General features: G+C 73.9%; 23 protein-coding genes and 1 tRNA gene. 17 read left to right on the top strand and 7 right to left on the bottom strand.

Annotated features, from left to right (window positions below; translation table 11 throughout):
• The first annotated feature begins 115 nt into the window (after positions 1-115).
• The 7 genes from GA0070618_RS33920 to GA0070618_RS06375 all read left to right on the top strand — a co-directional run bounded on the left by GA0070618_RS33920 (position 116) and on the right by GA0070618_RS06375 (position 5,902).
• Entirely contained in the window at positions 116-274 is a 159-nt protein-coding gene (locus GA0070618_RS33920; RefSeq protein ID WP_170107933.1) for a hypothetical protein, read from the top strand.
• Positions 275-280: 6 nt separating this feature from the next.
• Entirely contained in the window at positions 281-1,156 is an 876-nt protein-coding gene (locus GA0070618_RS06400; protein ID WP_088980820.1) for a PH domain-containing protein, read from the top strand.
• A gap of 97 nt (positions 1,157-1,253) precedes the next feature.
• The gene (locus GA0070618_RS06395; RefSeq protein ID WP_088980819.1) at positions 1,254-2,003 is read left to right on the top strand and encodes a SigE family RNA polymerase sigma factor; all 750 of its coding nucleotides are present in this window, start codon (positions 1,254-1,256) and stop codon (positions 2,001-2,003) included.
• Entirely contained in the window at positions 2,000-3,241 is a 1,242-nt protein-coding gene (locus tag GA0070618_RS06390) for a hypothetical protein (protein ID WP_088980818.1), read from the top strand. Before GA0070618_RS06395 ends, GA0070618_RS06390 begins: the two co-directional genes overlap by 4 nt.
• A 69-nt stretch (positions 3,242-3,310) precedes the next feature.
• Positions 3,311-4,192 carry a PHP domain-containing protein gene (locus GA0070618_RS06385; protein WP_088980817.1) on the top strand — a complete coding sequence of 294 codons (882 nt, stop codon included), beginning with the start codon at positions 3,311-3,313 and terminating at the stop codon, positions 4,190-4,192.
• A gap of 40 nt (positions 4,193-4,232) precedes the next feature.
• Positions 4,233-4,847 carry a MarC family protein gene (locus GA0070618_RS06380; protein WP_088980816.1) on the top strand — a complete coding sequence of 205 codons (615 nt, stop codon included), beginning with the start codon at positions 4,233-4,235 and terminating at the stop codon, positions 4,845-4,847.
• Between the two features lie 215 nt (positions 4,848-5,062).
• Positions 5,063-5,902: a RecB family exonuclease gene (locus tag GA0070618_RS06375; protein ID WP_088985323.1), complete on the top strand. Its 840-nt coding sequence runs from the start codon at positions 5,063-5,065 to the stop codon at positions 5,900-5,902.
• Between the two features lie 30 nt (positions 5,903-5,932).
• Here GA0070618_RS06375 and GA0070618_RS06370 read toward each other — a convergent pair whose 3' ends face one another.
• Entirely contained in the window at positions 5,933-6,796 is an 864-nt protein-coding gene (locus GA0070618_RS06370) for an oxygenase MpaB family protein (RefSeq protein ID WP_088980815.1), read from the bottom strand.
• Positions 6,797-6,841: 45 nt separating this feature from the next.
• Complete coding sequence (locus tag GA0070618_RS06365; protein ID WP_088980814.1) at positions 6,842-7,270, bottom strand: Fur family transcriptional regulator; 429 nt, start codon at positions 7,268-7,270, stop codon at positions 6,842-6,844.
• A 180-nt stretch (positions 7,271-7,450) separates the two neighbouring features.
• Between GA0070618_RS06365 and GA0070618_RS06360 the strand changes: the two genes are divergently transcribed.
• Positions 7,451-7,933 (top strand): DUF2231 domain-containing protein, encoded by a 483-nt coding sequence (locus GA0070618_RS06360; protein ID WP_088980813.1) that lies wholly within the window; start codon positions 7,451-7,453, stop codon positions 7,931-7,933.
• 94 nt (positions 7,934-8,027) lie between these two features.
• Here the strand turns inward: GA0070618_RS06360 and GA0070618_RS06355 are convergent, their stop codons facing one another.
• On the bottom strand, positions 8,028-8,348 hold the full coding sequence (locus tag GA0070618_RS06355) for a hypothetical protein (protein WP_088980812.1): 321 nt from the start codon (positions 8,346-8,348) through the stop codon (positions 8,028-8,030).
• Positions 8,349-8,516: 168 nt separating this feature from the next.
• Between GA0070618_RS06355 and GA0070618_RS06350 the strand changes: the two genes are divergently transcribed.
• A complete protein-coding gene (locus GA0070618_RS06350) occupies positions 8,517-8,696 on the top strand; it encodes a hypothetical protein (RefSeq protein ID WP_088980811.1) in 180 nt (59 codons plus the stop codon).
• 54 nt (positions 8,697-8,750) lie between these two features.
• On the opposite strand, the gene GA0070618_RS06345 is transcribed toward GA0070618_RS06350, so the two are convergent.
• The 3 genes from GA0070618_RS06345 to GA0070618_RS06335 form a co-directional block, all read right to left on the bottom strand.
• A complete protein-coding gene (locus GA0070618_RS06345; protein ID WP_088980810.1) occupies positions 8,751-9,308 on the bottom strand; it encodes a flagellar biosynthesis protein FlgA in 558 nt (185 codons plus the stop codon).
• Between the two features lie 201 nt (positions 9,309-9,509).
• The gene (locus GA0070618_RS06340) at positions 9,510-9,893 is read right to left on the bottom strand and encodes an FmdB family zinc ribbon protein (RefSeq protein ID WP_088985322.1); all 384 of its coding nucleotides are present in this window, start codon (positions 9,891-9,893) and stop codon (positions 9,510-9,512) included.
• A 93-nt stretch (positions 9,894-9,986) separates the two neighbouring features.
• Positions 9,987-10,604, bottom strand: a complete 618-nt coding sequence (locus GA0070618_RS06335; RefSeq protein WP_088980809.1) for a 5-formyltetrahydrofolate cyclo-ligase — start codon at positions 10,602-10,604, stop codon at positions 9,987-9,989.
• Between the two features lie 82 nt (positions 10,605-10,686).
• Between GA0070618_RS06335 and GA0070618_RS06330 the strand changes: the two genes are divergently transcribed.
• From GA0070618_RS06330 to GA0070618_RS06305, 6 genes are all read left to right on the top strand, one after another.
• Positions 10,687-12,867, top strand: coding sequence for a GGDEF domain-containing protein (locus GA0070618_RS06330; RefSeq protein ID WP_172900266.1), 2,181 nt, complete (start codon positions 10,687-10,689; stop codon positions 12,865-12,867).
• A gap of 9 nt (positions 12,868-12,876) precedes the next feature.
• Positions 12,877-13,839 carry a UTP--glucose-1-phosphate uridylyltransferase gene (locus GA0070618_RS06325; RefSeq protein WP_088980807.1) on the top strand — a complete coding sequence of 321 codons (963 nt, stop codon included), beginning with the start codon at positions 12,877-12,879 and terminating at the stop codon, positions 13,837-13,839.
• Entirely contained in the window at positions 13,836-15,152 is a 1,317-nt protein-coding gene (locus tag GA0070618_RS06320; RefSeq protein ID WP_088980806.1) for a molybdopterin molybdotransferase MoeA, read from the top strand. The genes GA0070618_RS06325 and GA0070618_RS06320 overlap by 4 nt, the downstream gene beginning before the upstream one ends.
• A gap of 115 nt (positions 15,153-15,267) precedes the next feature.
• Positions 15,268-15,912 (top strand): GNAT family N-acetyltransferase, encoded by a 645-nt coding sequence (locus tag GA0070618_RS06315; RefSeq protein ID WP_088985321.1) that lies wholly within the window; start codon positions 15,268-15,270, stop codon positions 15,910-15,912.
• Between the two features lie 186 nt (positions 15,913-16,098).
• The gene (locus GA0070618_RS06310; RefSeq protein WP_088980805.1) at positions 16,099-16,965 is read left to right on the top strand and encodes a hypothetical protein; all 867 of its coding nucleotides are present in this window, start codon (positions 16,099-16,101) and stop codon (positions 16,963-16,965) included.
• A gap of 357 nt (positions 16,966-17,322) precedes the next feature.
• A tRNA-Ala gene (locus GA0070618_RS06305) sits at positions 17,323-17,399 on the top strand.
• A gap of 29 nt (positions 17,400-17,428) precedes the next feature.
• Here GA0070618_RS06305 and GA0070618_RS06300 read toward each other — a convergent pair.
• Complete coding sequence (locus GA0070618_RS06300) at positions 17,429-17,818, bottom strand: tyrosine-type recombinase/integrase (protein WP_231931626.1); 390 nt, start codon at positions 17,816-17,818, stop codon at positions 17,429-17,431.
• Between the two features lie 180 nt (positions 17,819-17,998).
• On the opposite strand from GA0070618_RS06300, the gene GA0070618_RS06295 reads away from it, so the two are divergent.
• Positions 17,999-18,793 (top strand): inositol monophosphatase family protein, encoded by a 795-nt coding sequence (locus tag GA0070618_RS06295; protein WP_088980804.1) that lies wholly within the window; start codon positions 17,999-18,001, stop codon positions 18,791-18,793.
• 368 nt (positions 18,794-19,161) lie between these two features.
• Positions 19,162-19,755, top strand: coding sequence for a hypothetical protein (locus GA0070618_RS06290; RefSeq protein WP_143740487.1), 594 nt, complete (start codon positions 19,162-19,164; stop codon positions 19,753-19,755).
• Positions 19,756-19,801: the final 46 nt, after the last annotated feature.

Below are 19,801 nucleotides of genomic sequence, written 5' to 3'. Positions count from 1 at the left end.
CAAGTCTCCCGGAATGCCGGAGAACTGACGCAGTATTCACCGTACGACACCTGACTGATACTCTGGGTGCCGCTGCGGTATGGGACCCGGCACCGCGCGAGAGGATGGGCCCGTCATGGTCAAGAAGGTCCTCACCTGGGCCGGAGTCGCGTTCTTGATTTTCTTCATCGCGTTCCAGCCCAACTCCGCCGCTGACGTCTTCAAGTCGCTCGGCGGGGGCATCATGGACATTGCGCAGGGCTTCGGCGACTTCTTCACCAACCTGTTCGCCTAGCCAGCGATGGGAAGCCCCTCCGGCCTGCCCCCCGACCCCGACGATCCCGACCGGGAGCGCCGGGAGCGCGACACGGAGCCCATCCCCCGGTACCGGGACGACGACCCGCCGCCGGGCTACGGCCCGGAGCGCGGCGAGCGCTCGTCCTATCCGGACGACGCCGGCTACCCGGTCGACGGGCCGCCCTATCCGGACGATGCCCGCTCCGGCCGCACGTGGGTCCGCGATCCGGAGGCCGAGTACCAGCCGCCGGTCTTCTCCGACGACGAGCTGGCCGGTCTCCGGGCGGACGCCGCCGGCTCGGCGCCGCGCCGGGTGCTGCCCCTGGAGGACGAGCCCAGCTCGCTGGTGGCCCGTTACCTCTTCCCCACCGAGCGGTACCGGGGCGAGTGGAAGCGGCACTGGATCCACCTCACCACCCCGATCCTCATCGGGGTGGCCGCGACCTTCGTCCTCGGCTACCTCTCCGGGGCGCTCGCCAACCGGAACATCGGGCCGCTGACCACCATCGCCGTGCTGCTCTGGTTCGCGGTGATGGGCTGGGTCGCGTGGAAGGTCGCGGACTGGTGGTACGACCGCTTCATCCTGACCAACAAACGGGTCATGGTGGTCAACGGCATCATCACCCGCAAGGTCGCGATGATGCCGCTGGCCCGGGTCACCGACATGAAGTACGAGCAGACCCCGACCGGCCGGGCCCTGAACTACGGCACCTTCGTGCTGGAGTCCGCGGGCCAGGACCAGGCACTCCGCGAGATCAAGAACCTGCCCAACCCGAACGAGCTCTACCTGCGTGTCGTCGAGGAGATGTACGAACCGCAGGCGGTCGAGGCGCGGTTGGGCAAGGAGGCCGACGAGGCGAAGGCGGACGACGGGGCGTAGGTGTTCGTCCGAACATCGGAGGAACACGCACCTATTTGCCGTCGACCCGGCCCTCCGGGCGTGGCAGCCTGCCATCTACAGGGGCGGGAGGTGGGCGGTGACCGGCAGGGACGGCCTGGAGGAGGAGTTCCGCGAGTTCGTCGCGGCCCGCTCCGGCGCCCTGCTACGGACCGCCTACCTGCTCGCCGGGGACTGGGCCACCGCCGAGGACCTGCTCCAGACCGCGCTGACCAAGACCTACCTGGCGTGGAAGCGCAACGGCGGGATCGACGCCGTGGAGCCGTACGCCCGGCGGGTGCTGGTCAACACCTCGACGAGCTGGTGGCGACGCCGCTGGCACGGCGAACGCCCCACCGAGGTGCTCCCCGAACGGGCCGCCACCGACGAGATCGAGCAGCAGCTCGACCGGGACCTGCTCTGGCGGCACCTGCGGGCCCTACCGGCCCGGCAGCGGGCGGTGCTGGTGCTCCGCTACTACGAGGACCTCTCCGAGGCGCAGACGGCGGCACTGCTCGGCATCTCCGTCGGGACGGTGAAGAGCCAGACCTCGCGGGCGCTGAACACGCTGCGCCGCCGGCTCGGCGACGAGGAGGCCCTCGACCTGTCCGCCCGAGCGGCCACCCCGGACGACACCGGGGCACCCGCCGGGCCGCCCGCCTCGGCGACGCGGGCCCGCGCGGTGCCGCGTACCCCGGCGCGGCCGGTGGCGCCGCGACCCGCCGCGGGCACCGGGGCCGGCGCCCCCGGGAACCCGGGTGTCGAGTCCCGGCCGGTGGCCCCCGTGTCCCCGGCCCGTCCGCCGGTGCTCGCCACGCCGCTGCCCGCGTCGACCGGGGAGCATCGGTGAACCGCCTCGACAACCCGCAGGGTGGTCCGCAGCGTCCATTCCGTGTGGCGCGGGAGGACCTGGAGCAGGCGTTGCGGGAGACCCTGGCCCGCCAGGCCGACACGCCCCGGCCGCTCGCGGTCGACCCGGCCGGTCAGGCGGTACGCCGCGCCGAGCGGCTGCAACGGCGACGGACCCTGACCGGGGTGGCCCTGGCCGCGGTCGCGACCGTGGCGGTCAGCACCGGCATGGCCCAGCTGAACACCGACCGCGCGCGCTACACCAGCCCGACCGTGGTGCTCGGTGACCCGGTCGGACCACCCGCCACGTCGACCGTGCCGTCGGTGCGCCTCGACGGGCCGGCCTTCGCGGGGCTGTCGCTGGTCGTCGGCTCCACCCTGGTCGTCGATGGCCGGGGAACGGACCTCGGTGGGATCGGCCCGGTCGAGCGGGGACTGCGCACCGGGGACGGCTGGCTGTTCGTCGGTACACCCGGCGCGGCCGGACGGACGGTCTGGGCGGTGGGGGGCAACGGCACCTCACGGGTGCTGCTCGCCGGGGCGGACGCGGTGGCGGTGGACCCGACCGGCCGGCGTCTCGCCTGGCGGGACGGGGCCGAACTCCTCGTCGCGTCGGTCGTCAACGGTCAACTGCTCCCGGGGCTGCGGACCCCGGTCCCCGAGTCGGCGGCGCCGGTCGGTTTCGTCGGTGACGACGTCCTGGTGCGGGTGCGTCCGGACCGGGCCGGCTTCGCCCTCTGGCGGGCCGACGGCAGCCCCTTCCAGGCCGGCGCGGACCGCAGGGTCCTCGACGTCTACGGCCGGCTGCCGGACGGACGGCTGGTCGCCCGGGTCACCGCGTCGCCCCGGCCGTGCCTGGCCCTGCTCGACCCGGCCCGCGCCCTGGCCGTCTCGGCCACCGGCTGCCCGGTGCCCGCGATCGGGGACGGGCCGGGATCGGTCTCCCCGGACGGGCGGTGGCTGCTGGTGAACGCCGCCGCCGACAGCCGGTCCGCCGAGACCACCGCCCTGCTGGTCGATCTCGCCACGGCCTTCGGCGCCGAGCCGGTGACCCGTCCGGTGGGGCCGGCGGTGGCCGGTCCGGCGGTGTGGCCGGCGGCCGAGGCCGCGTACCCGGCGGTCGACGGGACGCTGGTGCGGTTCGAGCCGGACCGGAACCCGGCGCGGGCCATCGCGGCCCTGGTGCCGGGGCTGCCGGCGGGCCTGCGCCCCGCGCTGGTCGCCGCGGCGTCCCGCTGACCGTCGTCGCCTCACTGCGGCGTCCCGCTGACCGTCGCCCGCGTCGCCGCAGCCGGTAGCGTCCGGATCGTGACTCCGCCTCCCTCGTCCGCCCCGCGCCGGATCGACCTGCACACCCACTCCACCGCCAGCGACGGCACGCTGACCCCGGCCGAGCTGGTGCGGGCCGCCGCCGAGGCCGGACTCGACGTGGTGGCGATCACCGACCACGACACCACCGCCGGGTGGGAGCCCGCGCTGCGGGCCCTGCCGCCGGGACTCACGCTCGTCCGGGGCGCGGAGATCTCCTGCCTGTGGAACGGGGTGCAGCCGGGTGTGTCGCTGCACCTGCTCGCGTACCTCTTCGATCCGGACTCCCCGGCGCTCGCCGCCGAGCTGGCCCGGGTGCGGGCCGCCCGGGAGATCCGTGGTCAGCGGATCGTCGAGCTGCTGCGGGCCGACGGGGTCGAGCTGGACTGGACGGAGATCCATACGGCGGCGGCCGGCGGCTCGATCGGCCGACCGCACATCGCGGCGGCGCTGATCCGGGCCGGGCTGGTGGCGACCACCACCGAGGCGTTCGGCCCGCAGTGGCTGGGCTGGCGGTACCGGGTCCCCAAACCCGACATCGACGTCTTCCGGGCGGTGGAGTTGGTCCGGGCGGCCGGTGGGGTGCCGGTCTTCGCCCACCCCCGGGCCAGCCGGCGGGGCCGGATCGTGCCGGACGAGCTGATCGTCGAGCTGGCCGAGGCGGGCCTGGCCGGGCTGGAGGCCGACCACGAGGACCACTCGCCGGCCGAGCGGGAGCACGTCCGGGCCCTCGCCGACCGGCTCGGGCTGGTCGTGACCGGGTCGTCGGACTTCCACGGCACGCACAAGACCGTCCGGCTGGGCGCCCACGTCACCAGCCCGCAGGCGTACGAGCGGATCGTCGCGCAGGCCACCGGGGTGGACCCGGTCGTTTCGGACTGACACTTCTGCGGCCCGCCCGGGGCGTGGCTACGGTGATCGAATGGACGCCAAGCTGTTCGGAGAGGTCTTCGTGACCCTGCTGGTCATCACCGACCCGCCGGGCATGATGCCGATCTTCCTCGCGCTCACCGGTCCGATGTCGGCCCGGGACCGAAACCGGGCGGCCTGGCAGGCGGTGGCGCTGGCCCTCGGCGTGATCGTGGTCTTCGCGGTGGCCGGGCAGACCCTCCTCGACTACCTGCACGTGGACCTGCCGGCCCTCCAGGCCGCCGGTGGGCTGCTGCTGGTGCTGGTCGCGCTGGAACTGCTCACCGGCAAGGCGGACGACCCCAGCCAGCAGTCCACCTCGAACATCGCCCTGGTGCCGCTGGGCACCCCGCTGCTGGCCGGCCCGGGCGCCATCGTGGCGACGATGCTCTTCGTGCAGCAGGCCGAGGGCGCGTCCGACGTCAGCGCCATCGCGGCGGCCATCGTCGCGGTGATGATCACCGTCTGGATCGTGCTCCGGTTCTCCGGCGGGATCGTCAAGGTGCTCCGACCCGGCGGGATCGAGGTGCTCACCCGGATCGCCGGTCTGCTGCTGGCCGCGATCGCCGTGCAGCTCATCGCGGACGCGATCGCCGCCTTCGTGACCCAGTACGCCGACCTGGCCTGACCCCCGCCGTCCACCGGCCCTCCGCCCGGGACGGCCCGGCGCGGCGGCCCCGCCGACCTTCGGCGCCCGTCCGACTCGCCGGTTTCCGACCTGTCGTACCGGGATGGCAGGATCGCGGGGTGCGACGTTCCCCAGCCGACCGGCCCGGCCGCGCCGCCGGAGGCCGTGCCCCCCGCCCCCGCGCCGGTGAGCCCGAGCAGCTCGGCTTCGCCGGCATGCCGGAGCGGCTCTTCGTCTGCACGCCGAGCAAGCTCGGGGCGTACGCCGACTGTCCCCGGCGCTACCGCTACTCCTACGTCGACCGTCCCGCCCCGCCGAAGGGGCCGCCGTGGGCACACAACTCGCTCGGCGCGAGCGTGCACACCGCCCTGAAGAACTGGTATGCCCTGCCCGTCGACCGGCGTCGCCCGGAGGCGCTGGCCGCCCTGCTCAAGGGCACCTGGGTCCGCGACGGCTACCGCGACGACGAGCAGGAACGGGTCGCCTACCGGCGGGCGCTGTCCTGGCTGGAGGCGTACGTCGACACCCTCGACCCGGCCGACGAGCCGGTCGGGGTGGAACGGACGGTGGCGGCGAAGACCGCCGTGCTGGCGCTCAACGGCCGCGCCGACCGGATCGACTCCCGCCCCGGCCCGGACGGCCCCGAGCTGGTCATCGTCGACTACAAGACCGGCCGCGCCGGGCAGGACGCCGACGACGCCCGGGGCTCCCAGGCGCTGGCCCTCTACGCGTACGCCGCCGAGCGGGTGTTCCGCCGGCCGTGCCGCCGGGTCGAGCTGCACCACCTGCCGACCGGCACGGTCGCCGCGCACGAGCACACCCCCGAGTCCCTCGCCCGGCAGGTCGGTCGGGCCGAGGACACCGCCCGGGACATCATGGCCGCCGAGCGGGCCGTCGCCGACGGGACCGAGCCCGACGAGGCGTTCCCCGCCCTCCCCGGCACGCACTGCGGCTGGTGCGACTACCGGCGGACCTGCCCCGACGGGGCGCAGGTCCCCGGCCGGGAGCCGTGGTCCGCCGTGGAGCGGCTCACCGAAGCCGCCCCCGGCGACTGACCCGGCGGGAGGCGGGCGTCGCCGGGCCCGTCAGCCCGGCAGAGCCGGGGCGGCGAGCCGGGCGGCGCGGGCCTTGGCCGCCTGCTGGAGCGGGCCCTCCCGGTAGCGCTGCGGCACGGCGGCCAGCGCCAGGCGCAACGCCCGCAGCCCCACCTCGGCGGAGAGGGCGGTGGTGGGCAGCCCGAGACCGCCGTAGAGCCGTCGGGCCCAGCCGGGCAGCAGGCCCAGCGCCGTACCGGCGACGCCGAAGTAGGCCCAGCGGGGCGGGCCGAGGGTGAGGCCGAGCCGCACCGGCAGGCTGAACCCACCGGGCAGCGGCGGGGCGGTGAGGAACAGCGCGGTCTCCGCCGCCTCCCGGGTCATCCGCAGCTCCGGGCGGATCCGCCGGTAGTACCCCGCCACCTCGGCGGCGGTGCCGGGGACGGTGTCCGGGTCCAGTCCGACCAGGGCCGCCGCCCGGCGCTGCTCGGTGTAGTAGCCGTCCACCTCGGCGTCGGTCAACGACAGCCCGGCCCGTCGGGCGGTGGTGACGAACGACTCGACCTCGGTGACGTGCACCCAGCGGAGGAGGTCCGGCTCGTCGACCCGGAACCGTTCCCCGCTGACCGGGTCGACGGCCCGGAGCCGGGCGTGCAGAGCCCGCAGCCGGCGGCCGGCCGCCTCCGCCTCGGCGGTGGTGCCGTAGATCGTGGTCGCCACGTAGGTGGCGGTGCGCAGCAGCCGTCCCCACGAGTCGCGGCGGTAGTTGCTGTTCTGTGCCACCCCGGCCATCGCCCGGGGGTGCAGGGCCTGGAGGTAGAGCGCCCGGAGGCCGGCGACGAGAAGGACGGGTTCCTCGTGCACCTTCCAGGTCACCGAGTCGGGACCGAAGAGACCGAGGTCGTCGGATTCCACCGGTCAAGAGTGCCACGCCCGTGGACGGGCCGCGCCCCCGCCGGATCAGACGTCGGCGCGACGGCGGGCCTGGCAGGCGGGGCAGAGCCCCCAGAAGGTCACCTCGGCCTCGTCGACCTCGAAGCCGTGCGCGGTGTTCGGGTCGAGGCAGGGGGCGCTGCCCACGGCGCAGTCGATGTCGGCGATGTCGCCGCAGCCCCGGCAGACCACGTGGTGGTGGTTGTCCCCGGCCCGCGCCTCGAACCGGGCGGGGCTGCCGGCCGGCTCGATCCGGCGGGACAGGCCGGCCCGGGAGAGCGCGCCGAGCACGTCGTAGACGGCCTGGGTGGAGACCGAGTCCAGCCGTTCGCGGACCCGCCGGGTGATCTCCTCGACCTCGAGGTGCCCGCCGGCGGCGAGGACGTCCAGGACGGCGAGCCGGGGTCGGGTGACCCGCAGGCCCTTCGACCTGAGCAGTTCCTCGGCACGGGACATGAACGCATCACAGCACGCCGCCCCGGGGGCGGCGAGCGGCCTCCGGGGACACGTGGCCCGGACCACAGCCCCAGGTCACCGTCGGTGGCATTGAACCGGTGTGGTGGCGGCCTGCGTGTATCCGGGCGGAACCCGGGCGCAACGTACGCTGGCGGGGCGCGAAACCATCGGAGGTGGCGGGTGTTCGAGAAGGTCGCGGGGTTGCCGGGACACGTCCTGGTCGTGCACGCCGTCGTGGTGTTCGTGCCGTTGCTGGCGCTGCTGGCCGTCGCCTACGGGGTGCTGCCCCGGTGGCGTGACCGCCTCGGTTGGGCGGTGGCGGCGCTGGCCGTGGTGACGCCGGTGGTCGCCTGGGTGGCGACCGAGTCCGGCGAGGCGTTCGAGCGAGTGCTCCGGGACGGCGGCTACCCGCCGGAGATCCTCTCCCAGGTCGAGACCCACGCCGCGTACGGCGACCGGCTGCTCTGGAGCACCGTGGCGCTGGCCGTCGTGGCGATCGCGCTGCTGCTGGCGACGAGCGGGCGGGCCCGCGCCCGGGCGCTGCCGTCCTGGCTGCCGGTGGTGCTGACGGTCGTGGCGGTCGGCCTGGCCGTGCTCGCGACGGTCTACGTCTACCTGACCGGCGAGACGGGTGCCCGCGCGGTCTGGGACGGCGTGGTCTGACCGGGGCCGGCGCCCCCACCCGGGCTCGACCCGTGGCCCCGGGAGCTGTTCGAGGCGGCCCGGACCGACGGGGCGAGCTACTGTCGGGCGCCGCTCAGAACAGCACCCGCGAGCAGATCAGGCAGATCACCCCCAGCAGCACCACCCCGACCACCGCTCCCACGACCTGGGTGACCCGCTGGGCCCGCTGTTCGGCGGCGTCCAGCGCGTCCGCGTCCTGCGGTGGGAGCCGGCGCGGCGGCGGGGCCTGCAGGTGTAGCGGGGGTCGCCAACCCGGCGGGGGCGCGGTGGTGGGCGGGGGACCGGTGTAGCCGCCGGCCGGCGGGGTGGCCGTCGGCGGTGGCGGCGGTGGCGTGGGCTCGCCGTCCGGCGGCCGACGCCAGTAGTCGTCCTCGGAACCGTGGGGCGTCGTCACGCCGTCCGACGCTACCGGGAGCCGGCGCGCGGCACCGGGACGCGGCTCGCGGAGACGACCGTGGCGGTGGCCGCGTGACCCGGGCCGGGGGCGACGTGGGGGCCGGAGCGGTGCCCGACCCGGCCGGCACCGGGCCGGTCGCCCCGCGCTCGGCTACGCTCTCTGCTCGTGAGCACGGAGGACCGGCGGCCGCACCCGCCCGGCGACGACGACCGCGTCGTCGACCTGGGCGACGACTTCGTGGTGCTGCCCGAACAGACCACCGACGACACCGACCGGGGGTGGGGCGAGGCCACCGGCGACAACGACGACCGGTTGCTCGCCGAGCGCCCGCCGCACTGGGACTGACGCCCCTGCCGCACCGGGACTGAGATCCGCCGCACCGGGACCGGGCGGGCCGCGTCAGCCGCGCACGATGACCGCGAACCGGCTGCCCTCCGGTTGCCCGACCACCCGTTCCGCCTGTGGCGGCGCGAGCGCCAGGTAGAGCGCGGACGAGCCGTCCAGGTCACCCGCGCCGACCACGTCGAGGACCAGCGCCCGGGAGGCGAGCAGGACGGTCGTGGCCGGTCCGGCGGCGGGCAGCGCCAGCAGGTCCACCCGGCTCCCCGGCCGGACGACGGCGAGGGCGGCCGGCTCGGCCAGGCGTACCGGCACGCCGACCGTGCCGCCGGGCAGCGGAAGCGCCCCACCGGTCCGGTCGTCGGTTCCCGCGTCGGCCACCACCGGGGGCGCGTCGTCCGGGGAGGAGGCCGGGGCGGGACCGGTCGGTGCGGAGGCCGTCGCGGCGGGAGCCGCGCCGGGGGCCGGATCGCAGCCGGGCGGGGCGTACAGGACGGTGGCGGCCAGGCCGAGGAGCGTGGCGACGAGCCCCGCCCGCAGCAGCGGGCCCGCGCCGGGCCGGCCCGGCCACCGGACCGGACGTAGTGACCGTTCGCCGACCGTGCGGCCGAAGCCCATGCCCGCCTCCCTCACCGGTGGTGGCGGCGTCGGGGCGGTCGAGCCGGCCCCGTCGTCGCCGTGTCGACGCGGGAACGCGTCGGGTCAGCAGGTTAGGCGGTGGGAAACGGCGACGCGGGCCGCCTGTGGACGACCCGCGTGCCTGTGGACGACGCCCGGCGGCGGAGTGGATCTGCTATGGCAGGGCCGCCGCCGGTGCGGTCAGGAGGAGGAGCTGGCGGCGGGGGCCTTGGCCGCCGACGAGCCGCCCGAGGAACCGCCCGACGACCCGCCGGAGCCGTTGCCGCCGGTCGTGCCGGAGGAGGACGACGAGGACGAGGAGGACGACGAGCCGGAGTCGCCGCCGGACGACCCGTTCGACGAGTCGGACTTGCCCGCCTTGCTGCCGGTCAGCGAGTCCGAACCCGAGGAGCGCGAGTCGGTGCGGTAGAAGCCGGAGCCCTTGAAGACGATGCCGACCGAGTTGAACATCTTGCGCAGCCGACCCGTACACGCCGGGCACTCGGTCAGCGGCTCGTCAGAGAAGGACTGCACCGCCTCGAGCTGGTGGCCGCACGCGGTGCAGGCGTACTGGTACGTGGGCACGTTCTCCTCCGGATCTGGCACGGCCTGTTGGCACTCGACCTGTTCGAGTGCCAATGGTGCGTCATCCGACCCGGGTTCGTCCAGCCGGGGCGGTCAAGGTGTGGTCAACTCCCGCAGCCCGCCGGTCGGCGTGACCACCGCCCGGACCGGCCGGTCGTGCGGCTCGGCGGGCAACCGGTCGACCAGTTCACCGTCGTGCAACAGGGCGACCGTCCACGCCCCGGCGGGCACCCGGGCCAGCGCCCGGTCGTACGATCCGCCGCCCCGACCGAGCCGGATCCCGCGCCGGTCCACCGCCAGCGCCGGCACCACCACCAGCTCCGCCCCGGCCACCGCCGCCCGCCCGAGCCGGGGGCCGGCCGGCTCCCGCATCCCCCGGCCCGCCGCGACCAGGCCCCCCGGACCGGTGTACCCGGCCCAGTCCAGGTCCAGGTCGTCGCGGAGCACCGGCAGCAGCAGCTCCGCCCCCGGCGGGAGCGTCGCACGCAGCAGCTCCGGCAGGTCGCCGCCCGGCTCGGAGCCCACCGGCACGTAAGCGGTGATCCGGCGCGGACGCAGCCGGCGTACCAGATCGACCAGCACGCCCCCGACGGCGGCTGCGGCGGCGGCCCGCTCGGCCACGCCCAGGGCCCGACGGCGCGCGAGCAGGTCAGCGCGGGTCTGCCGCTTCGTCCCGGTGGCCGCTTCCGCTTCATCAGAAAAATCCGTCACGCAACACTCCTGACGCAACGCTCGTCCAACGGTGCCGCTGTGTCAGCATCGCAGCATCGGGCGTAATACTTCCGGGGGAAGAGTGACGCTACGCGGGCGGTTGACCGCAGCCTTCCTCACGGTGGTGCTCGGTCCGGTCCTGCTCGGGGCGTTCTTCGTGGGCACCACCCTGGCCACGGTCGACCAGCGGCGCTCCACCGAACGGCTGGGACTGGCCGTCGGGGCCGTCCGGACCTCCGTCGACGCCCTCTGCCAGCAACTGCGTGCCGCCGCCGACGCGGTCGCGCTGGCCGGCGCGGACCCGGTCGGCCGGGCGGGCGCCGCCACCCAGGTGGTCAGCCGGGGACTCGCCGCCGCCGTCCTGGTCACCGACGTGACCGGGCGGGCCGTCTACACCACGCCCGGCGCGCCGGAGCGTCCCTGGCTGGACTGCGCCGGCACCCGCCGGCTCGACGGCCCGGTGCGGGCGCTCACCGCCGAGGTGGAGCTGCGCGACCGCGCCGGAGCCGAGCTGGGCCGGGTCGCCGCCGCCCACCTCGTCGACCCCGGCTTCGTGGCCCGGCTCGCCGCGGTCACCGGGGTCGAGGTCACCCTCACCGGCGACGCCGGCATCGTGCAGACCACCGAGGCGACCGGGGTACGCGACGAGGTGCTGGCCGCCGCCGCCCCGGCCGGCGACGACCGGGTCACCGGCACCGGGCACGGGCGGTACGTCCGCCGGGCCGGACCGGCCCCCGGCCAGCCGTTGCCCCTGGTCCTCTCCGTCCCCGGCGACCAGTCTCCGGGCCTGCACGCCGCCCTGGTCGCCGCGGTCCTGCTCGCCGGCCTCCTCGCCGTGCTCGCCGCCGCGCGGCTGGCCCGGGTCACCACCCGACCGCTGGCCGAGCTGGCGCACGCCGTCGACCGGGTCGCCCGGGGGGACCTGACCGTCCGGGTGCCGGTGCGCAGCTCCGACGAGATCGGCCGGCTGGCCGGCACGTTCAACCGGATGACCCGGGAGACCCAGTCCTACGTGGCCGCCCTGACCCGGAGCCGGGACCAGATGCGCGGCCACCTCACGGTGCTCGGCGACACCCTCGCCAGCACCCACGACCTGGACCGCATCCTGCGGGTCATCCTGCACAGCGCGATCGCGGCGACCGGCGCGCGGTCCGGCGCGGTGCTGCTGGTCGAGGAGGACGGCGTCCTCGTCGGGCGGTGCGTGACCGGCCCGGACGGCGACGAACCCACCGGAGAGCCGACCGCGCTGCGGGTGCCGGTGGGCAGTGGCATCGTGGGGACGGTGGCGGCCACCGGCGAGCCCCGGCGGGGGCGGGTCGAACCCGGCGACGGGCCGCCCGGCGGGGCGGACGGCCGGACGTACGTGGCGGTGCCCTTCGCCGCGCCCGGCGCGGCGGCCGACGTGCCCTGGCGCTCCGCTCCCACCGGCGAGGCCGCCCCCGGCACACTCGGCGTGCTGGTCCTCTACGACCGGCTCGGCGCGGACGGGTTCGACGACCACGACCTGGTGACCCTGCGGACGTTCGCCGGCCACGCGGCGGTGGCGGTGGAGAACGTCCGGGTGCACGAGGAGGCGCAACGGCTCTCGCTGACCGACCCGCTCACCGGGCTCTGGAACTACCGCTACCTGCGCGAGTCGATCCGCCGGGAAGTGGAACGGGCCAGCCGCTTCGGCCGGATGCTCAGCGTCCTCGCCCTGGACCTGGACCTGTTCAAGAAGGTCAACGACACGTACGGGCACGCCGTCGGCGACGCCGTGCTGGTCGAGTTCGCCCGCCGGGTGCGCGGCGAGATCCGTGAGGTGGACCTCGCCTTCCGGCAGGGCGGCGAGGAGTTCGTGCTGCTGCTGCCGGAGACCGACGCGCGGGGCGCGGCGATCGTGGCGGAACGGCTGGGGGCGGTGGTCCGGGACGGCCCGTTCGAGGCCGAGTCGCACTCGGGCGTGCCGGCGGCCACGTCCGTGCGGATCGCGGTGACCGTGTCGGTGGGCATCGCCGTCTACCCCGACCACGGCAGCACCGCGCAGCAGGTGCTCGACGCCGCCGACGACGCCCTGTACGCGGCGAAGGCGGCCGGCCGGGACACCTACCAGGTCGCCCCGGTGCCGGTCCGCCCCACCGCCGAGGAGATCACGGTGCGGGCGGCGGCGGTCCCGCCGGAGGACGGGATGCCCCGCGCCGGCGCCGGTGGAGGCGTGCGTCACGCCGCCGACGGCGGCGCGTCTTCCGGGCCACACCCGCCACGGCAGAGCCGTGGCCGATAGTCTCGCGACATGTCGGAGCAACCAGCGAATCCTTCAACGGCGCCCACCTCGACCGGCCGCCGGAGGGCGGTCAAGGCCGTCATCCCGGCCGCCGGTCTGGCCACCCGCTTCCTGCCTGCGACGAAGGCGGTGCCCAAGGAGCTGCTGCCGGTGGTCGACCGGCCGGTGTTGCAGTACATCGTCGAGGAGGCCACCGCAGCCGGGATCGGCGACGTCCTGCTGATCACCGGCCGGGGCAAGACCTCGATGGTCGACCACTTCGACCGCCGCCCCGACCTGGAGACGCGGCTGGAGGAGAAGGGCGACGCCGAGCGGCTGGCCGCCGTCCGCCGCCCCAGCGAGCTGGCCGAGATCTACACCTGCCGGCAGCCCGAGCAGCTCGGCCTCGGCCACGCCGTCGGGTACGCCGAGTCCCACGTCGGCGACCAGCCCTTCGCGGTGCTCCTCGGCGACGAGTTCGTCAAGCCGTCCGAGCCGCTGCTGCCGGCCATGTTGGAACTCCAGGCCCGCACCGGCGGCATCGTGCTCGCCTTCTTCGAGGTCGACCCGGCCGAGACCAAGCGGTACGGCATCGCCTCGGTGGAGCCGGCCGAGGCGGAGCTGACCGACGTCGGCGAGGTCGTCAAGGTCACCGGCATGGTGGAGAAGCCCAAGCCGGAGGATGCCCCGAGCAACCTCGCCGTCCTCGGCCGGTACGTCCTGCCCGCCACGATCTTCGACGCGATCCGGCGCACCGGGCCCGGCAGCGGCGGGGAGATCCAGCTCACCGACGCGATGGAGCTGCTGCGCAGCGAGGGCACACCGGTGCACGCCATCGTCTACCGGGGCACCCGCTACGACACGGGCATGCCCCTGGGCTACCTCCAGACCGTCGTGCAGATCGCCTGCGAACGGGAGGACCTGGGCGACGAGTTCCGCAAGTGGCTGGGGGAGTTCGTGGCCTCCGACGCGTCGGGCGGTCCTAGTACATGACCGCGACGGCCGACGCCGAGGCGGCCGCGAACGAGTTGACGCCGCTCGCCGACTACCTGGGCAGTGTGCTGCGCAGGTTACGCGCGCTGCCTCCGCTCGACCTCGACCTCACCCAGGCGTACGGCAACGTCCTCGCCGAGGACGTCGTCGCGCCGCACTCGTACCCGGCCTTCGACCAGGCCGCGGTCGACGGGTACGCGGCCCGCTGGGAGGACATCGGCTCCGGCACGGGCCGGGGCGTCGGGTACGCCCCGGGCCGCGCCGGCTCGCCGAGCGGCCGTACGGTCCGGCTGAACGTGGTCGGTGACCTCGGCGCGGCCAGTTGGCGGCCGGTCCGGCTCACCCCCGGCTCGTGCTTCTCGGTGGCGGCCGGCGCGCCGTTGCCGTCCGGCGCGGACGTGGTGGTCCCGGTGGAGTGGACCGACCAGGGCATGGCCGCCGTCGAGATCTTCCGCGTCCCCAAGCGCGGGTACGGCGTCCGCCGCGCCGGGGAGGAACTGCCCGCCGGCACGCTGCTCGCCCGCGCCGGCACGTACGTCTCCCCGGCCCTGGTCGCGGTCTTCGCCGCCACCGGCCTCGGGCACGTGGTGGTGCGGCCCAGCCCACGGGTGGTCATCGTGGCCACCGGTGACGAACTGGTCGACGTGGGCCGGGGCAGCCAGCCCGGTCAGGTGGTGGACGCCAACTCGCACGCGCTGACCGCCGCCGCCGCCGAGGTGGGCGCGCTGGCGTACCGGGTGGGTATCTGCGACGACGACCCGGAGGCGCTGCGCGGCCTGCTGGAGGACCAGACGCTGCGGGCCGACCTGATCATCACCACCGGCGGCACCGGCACCGGGCCGGGCGACATGGTCCGCCGGATCCTCACCCGGCGGGAGGGCGGCCGGGCCGGACCGGTCACCTTCACCGAGGTCGCCCTCTACCCCGGCACGGCCCTCGGATTCGGTACGGTCGGAGCCGAGGAGGTGCCGGTGGTCTGTCTGCCCGGTGAACCCGGTGCCGCGATGATCGGTTTCGAGGTGCTGGCCCGTCCCGCGATCAACCTGCTCGCCGGTGCGGAGCCGGTGTTTCGGCCGAGCGTCCGCGCGCACCTGCTGGAGACCATCACGTCCCCCGGCGGGCTGCGGGAGTTCCGTCCCGCGCACGTGGCCGAGCGGCGCGGCGGCGGCTACACCGTCCAGCCGCTGCCGGGCGGCCCGTTCACCCTCTCCGGACTGGCCGAGGCGAACGGCCTGATGGTGCTCGGCGAGCGGGTCACCACCGCCGCCGCCGGCTCCACCGTGGACGTGCTGCTGCTGGACCGTCGGCGGTGAGCGTGGACGGTGGGCCTCCGGGCATGGACGGTGGGCCCCCAGGTGTGGACGGTGGGCCTCCGGGTGTGGACGGTGGGCCTCCGGGTGTGGCCGTGGACGGAGGGTGGACCGGGCGATGACGTGGTTCGGCAACGCCCCCGGCTGGCCGGTCGTCCTCACCGACGGCCCGGTGACGCTCCGGCCGTACCGCCGCTCCGACGCGGCAGCCTGGTCGGAGGTCCGCCGGGCGAACCGTGACTGGCTGGCCCCCTGGGAGTCCTCGGTGCCCGGTCGCTGGGACGAGATGAACTCGCCCGCCGCGTTCCGCTACGTCCACCGTGACCAGCGCCGGTCCGCGCGGATCGGCGAGGGGATGCCGTTCGCGGTCTGCGTGGTCGAGGACGGGCGGGAGCGCCTGGTCGGGCACCTGAACATCGGCAACATCGTCCGGCGGGCGTTCTGCTCCGGCTACGTCGGCTACTGGGTGGACAGCCGGGTGGCGGGGCGCGGGGTGATTCCCACCGCGATGGCGCTCGCCGTCGACCACGCCTTCGGCCCCGGCGGGCTGCACCGGGTCGAGGTGAACATCCGTCCGGAGAATGGGCCGTCCCGCCGGGTGGTGGAGAAACTCGGCTTCCGCGAGGAGGCGCTGCACCGGCGGTACATGCACATCGACGGTGCGTGGCGCGACCACATCGGCTACGCGATGACCAGCGAGGAGGTGGCCGCCGAGGGCGGCCTGCTGGCCCGCTGGCACCGGGTACGCGCCGCCGCCGGATGATCTGTCCCACCGTCGGTAATCCGGCGCGGCGCACAATCTTCCTGCTCGGTCGCCCGTAACCTCAAGTAACTGCAAGCTGTGGCAAGCGCTGCGGTGGCCGCATGATCGGCGAAACGGGCGATGTCCGGTCGAAGATCCTGCGGCCGGCGCGCGAATGTCCGAACTTCGGTGACGGGAGGGGTGAGGGTGCCGACCTCGGTGCTCCTCGCCGTCCTCGCCGCCGCCGGCCTGCTGGCTCTCGCCCCGGCGCTCGTCCGCCGGTACGACGCCACCGAGCGGCTGGTGGCGGAGCGGGCGCAGTCGACGGCGCGGGTGCTCCAGCGCCGCCGGCGGCGTCGTACTGTGCCCGGACGCCGCCCGGTGAACCCGTCCCGCTCCCTGGTGGTCACGCTCGGTCCGGACGGCGCCGGCGGAACCACCACCACCGCGGCCACCTCCGCCTCCGCCGCTGCCCGCTCCGCGACGAACGCCGGCCCGGCCGCCGCGTCACCCGCCACCGGCCCGGCCGCCGACCCCCCGGGCACCACGCCCGGCCGGGGCGCCGGCCGCCGGTCCGGACGGCTGCGCGCCGTGCCCCCGGCCCCCGGACGTCCCCGCCGCCGCACGCCACGCCGGCAGCACGCCCCGGTGGTCTACCGCCGCCGCCGGGTGCTCGCCGCGCTGTTGCTGCTGAACTTCGTCGAGCTGATCGGCGTGGTCGTCGCCGGCCCCGGCTTCTGGATCAGCGTCTCGGTCACCGGCACCCTGCTCGTCGCGTACGTCGTCCACCTGCGGGCGCGGGCGGTGGCCGAGCGCCGTCGGCGGCGGGCGCAGGCCCGGGAGGCGGCCTGGCTGGCCGCCCGACAGGCCGAGGTACGCCGCGAGCAGGCCCGCCGCGCGGCGGCCCGCCGGGAGCAGCAGCGCCGCCTGGCGGCCCAGCGCGAGGCGGTACGGCGTACCGCCATGGGCCTGGACCGCCCCGACGACCTGCCGGCGGCGGCCAGCGGAGGCGGCTCGGTCTCCTACCGTCGCAGCGGTGGCCTGCGGGGCCGCCCCTACCAGTCCCGCCGCTGAGGGCTGCTCGGCCGGGACGCGGGCGTGGCCCGGTGGGCGGCGACCCGTGGACGGCGGGTGGTCGGGCCTCCTGGCGGGTCGAGTCCTGTCGCGTCGGCCCTCCGGCGGGTCGCGCCGTGCCAGGCGGGTGGTCGGGTAGTCGGCCCTTTAGAGCTGCCCGCACAGATGGGGCACCGGCCCGTGGCTGGGTGGTCGTCCGGGATCGTGGTGGCTTCCGGCCCCTCTGGGGGCCGTTTCCCACCACGCTCCCGGCTGAGAGGGGTGGGGCGATTCGCTCTCGGGGCGGGGAACCTGTTAGCCTTGTCGCCGGCCCGCCCGGTGAATGCCGGGTGGGACCGAAGCCGGTTCGCCGGTGGAGGGGCTGTGGCGCAGACCGGTAGCGCACCTCGTTCGCATCGAGGGGGTCAGGGGTTCAAATCCCCTCAGCTCCACCAACACCATCAATGGCCAGCGGAAACGCTGGTCATTGATCATTTGGGCGCAGATCCGGCACAACTCGGCCCGGAAGCCTCACCGCAGAGCGGCTACCCGCAGCCTCCCGAAGTGCCGTGCTGACGATGTTGCGACGCCGGTTCTTCTTCGGCCGCCAGTGCACGTACGTCTCCAGCATGATCCGCAAGCTGGAGTGGGGTAGGGCGTTCTGCACGTCGGTCGGGTCAGCACCCGAGGTGATCAGACGAGTAGCGAAGTAGTGCAGCAGAGAGTGAAAGGTGCCTTCCTCGGGCCACCCCGCCGCCCTCCGCCAACCACACCAAAGGTCCGACCAACGCTGATCATGAATCGGCTTGCCCTGTTCGTCGGTGAACAACAGCGAGACCGCCATAGCCGTCACGGTCAGGTCAAAGGCGGTCACTGCGGCGGTGTCCGCCGGGGGCCGGGTCCGAGACAAAGCCGACTCCGACACCGGGCACTGCTGGGGCATGTGTCGAAGCCGGTGTCAAGGCTTGGGCTTGATTCTCGCGTGCCGGAGTATGAGCAAAGCCACCGCCCGAATGGCGGGAATCGTCTCGTGGCAGGCCGTTACTCTCCCTGCGTGTCTATCGCGGATCATGACCTTGCCATTGCTGCGGCACAAGCTGGTGCTGCGGTAGTTCAGGCAGAATTTGGCAGCCCACTGACCCACTACGCCAAGGCCCCTGGCGACTTCGCCACCGAAGTCGATCTCGCTGCGGAAAGAGCCATTCTTGACCTTCTGCGCACCGCTCGACCCGGTGACGCGGTGCTGGGTGAGGAGACCGGGCACACCGGAGTCACACATGGCGAACGCACCTGGCTGGTCGACCCGCTCTGCGGAACCCTCAACTATGCCGCGCACACCACCATGGTGGCTGTCAACGTCGCCTTACGCATCAAGTCCGCGATCACGACCGGGGCCACCGCTGACCCATTCACCGGCGAAGTGTTCTGGACCGATCGACAGCAGGCATACCTACGCCGCAACGGCGACGATGAAAAGCTGACGCCCTCGGCCAAGACCCGGCTAGTCGACATCAACCTCGATCCGTTACCTGACACGCCAACGCTCCGGGCGACCGGGCTGCTCGCAGACGCTCAGTTCAACCAGCACTTCCGGCCGCGCGTGCTCTCCACGACGCTAGCCGTGGCATGGGTGGCCGCCGGACGCCGCGCTGCCTACCTCACCGCCGGCGATTTACGCGACAGCGTGCATTTCGCCGCAGGGATCGCGCTCTGCCAAGCTGCAGGATGCATCGTCACAGGAATCCACGGACAGCCATTGCACACCGGCGTTGGCGGACTGATCGCCGCCGCCGACGAAGCCACCCACGCGACCCTTCTGAACATGATCAGCCGTCACAAACGCGAGTGAAGGCACCCAGGGCGGCCGTGGTTATCGATGCTGACAGCATGATCATCGGGCGCAGATCCAGCACAACTGAGACCGGAAACCCCTGTAAGGCGTGAAGAGGCGTTGGGGGTCGCCGCCCTGGTCACGGGCCGGATCTGTCCGATTCGGGGCGATCTATCGACGGCGTTCGGCATTAGGGGCTCGAATCCCCTCAGCTCCACCCAGTTCAAAGGCCGTTTCCGCTAGCCGGAGACGGCCTTTTCGATCTTGTGCAGCAGCGGCGCTTCCAGGTGTCGAACTGATTCTGCGGCTTCGAGTCGATTATCTGACAGAGTGGTGGCGCAAGTCACGTGCCGAGAACAAGGATGGGCTGCTTCGATTGTCTGGACGTGAGGGCGGGCTCGATGCTGGGAGTTTCGCGGAAAGCACTGCAGCGCTCCTACCAGTGGTCTCCAGAGATCACAGATTCCTTTCCGGCCGGTGCTGAGCTGATCGACAAGTTCCTTACCCTGCGCCGGAGGCGCTACCGGCGGCTCGCAAGCTTGCACGTTGTCTGGTTCAAAGTAATTGGCGCGATCGAGATTGTTCTGAGTATCACGCTGCCCCTGTTGTTCGTCGTTCCGATCATGCGAGATGAACGTGCAAACTACGTCTTCCTCGCGGTGGTCAGTGTGGTGGTTGCTATAGCTGCTGGCCTTCGGAACTTCTACTCCTGGGATACGAACTGGCGACTGTACCGATCGCAGGAGTTCATTTTGGCCGGTATGGTTGCGCAGTGGGAGGTGGCCATGTTGCAGATCCTCCAGAGCGGATCACCCGACGCTCAACGGGCCGCGCTCGATGAGACCGCCTCTGTTCTTGCTGAGTTGACCGAGCTCTTTGATCACGAGAACAGCACGTTGTTCAACGCTGTCGTTCCACCGGAGAGTGTCAAGAAAAAGGTGCGGGCAGTCCATCCGCCAAACCCGCCGGTGGTGCCTTGATCAAGCTGCTTCTACAGCAGCCGACGCCTTGGCGCGTCCTGCTGAC

Origin of the sequence: Micromonospora echinospora, from assembly GCF_900091495.1 — a bacterium.
In the GTDB taxonomy this organism is placed as follows: Bacteria; Actinomycetota; Actinomycetes; order Mycobacteriales; family Micromonosporaceae; genus Micromonospora; species Micromonospora echinospora.
The sequence above is the reverse complement of the archived record's forward strand: the minus strand, read 5'-3'. Positions and strand labels throughout refer to the sequence as shown.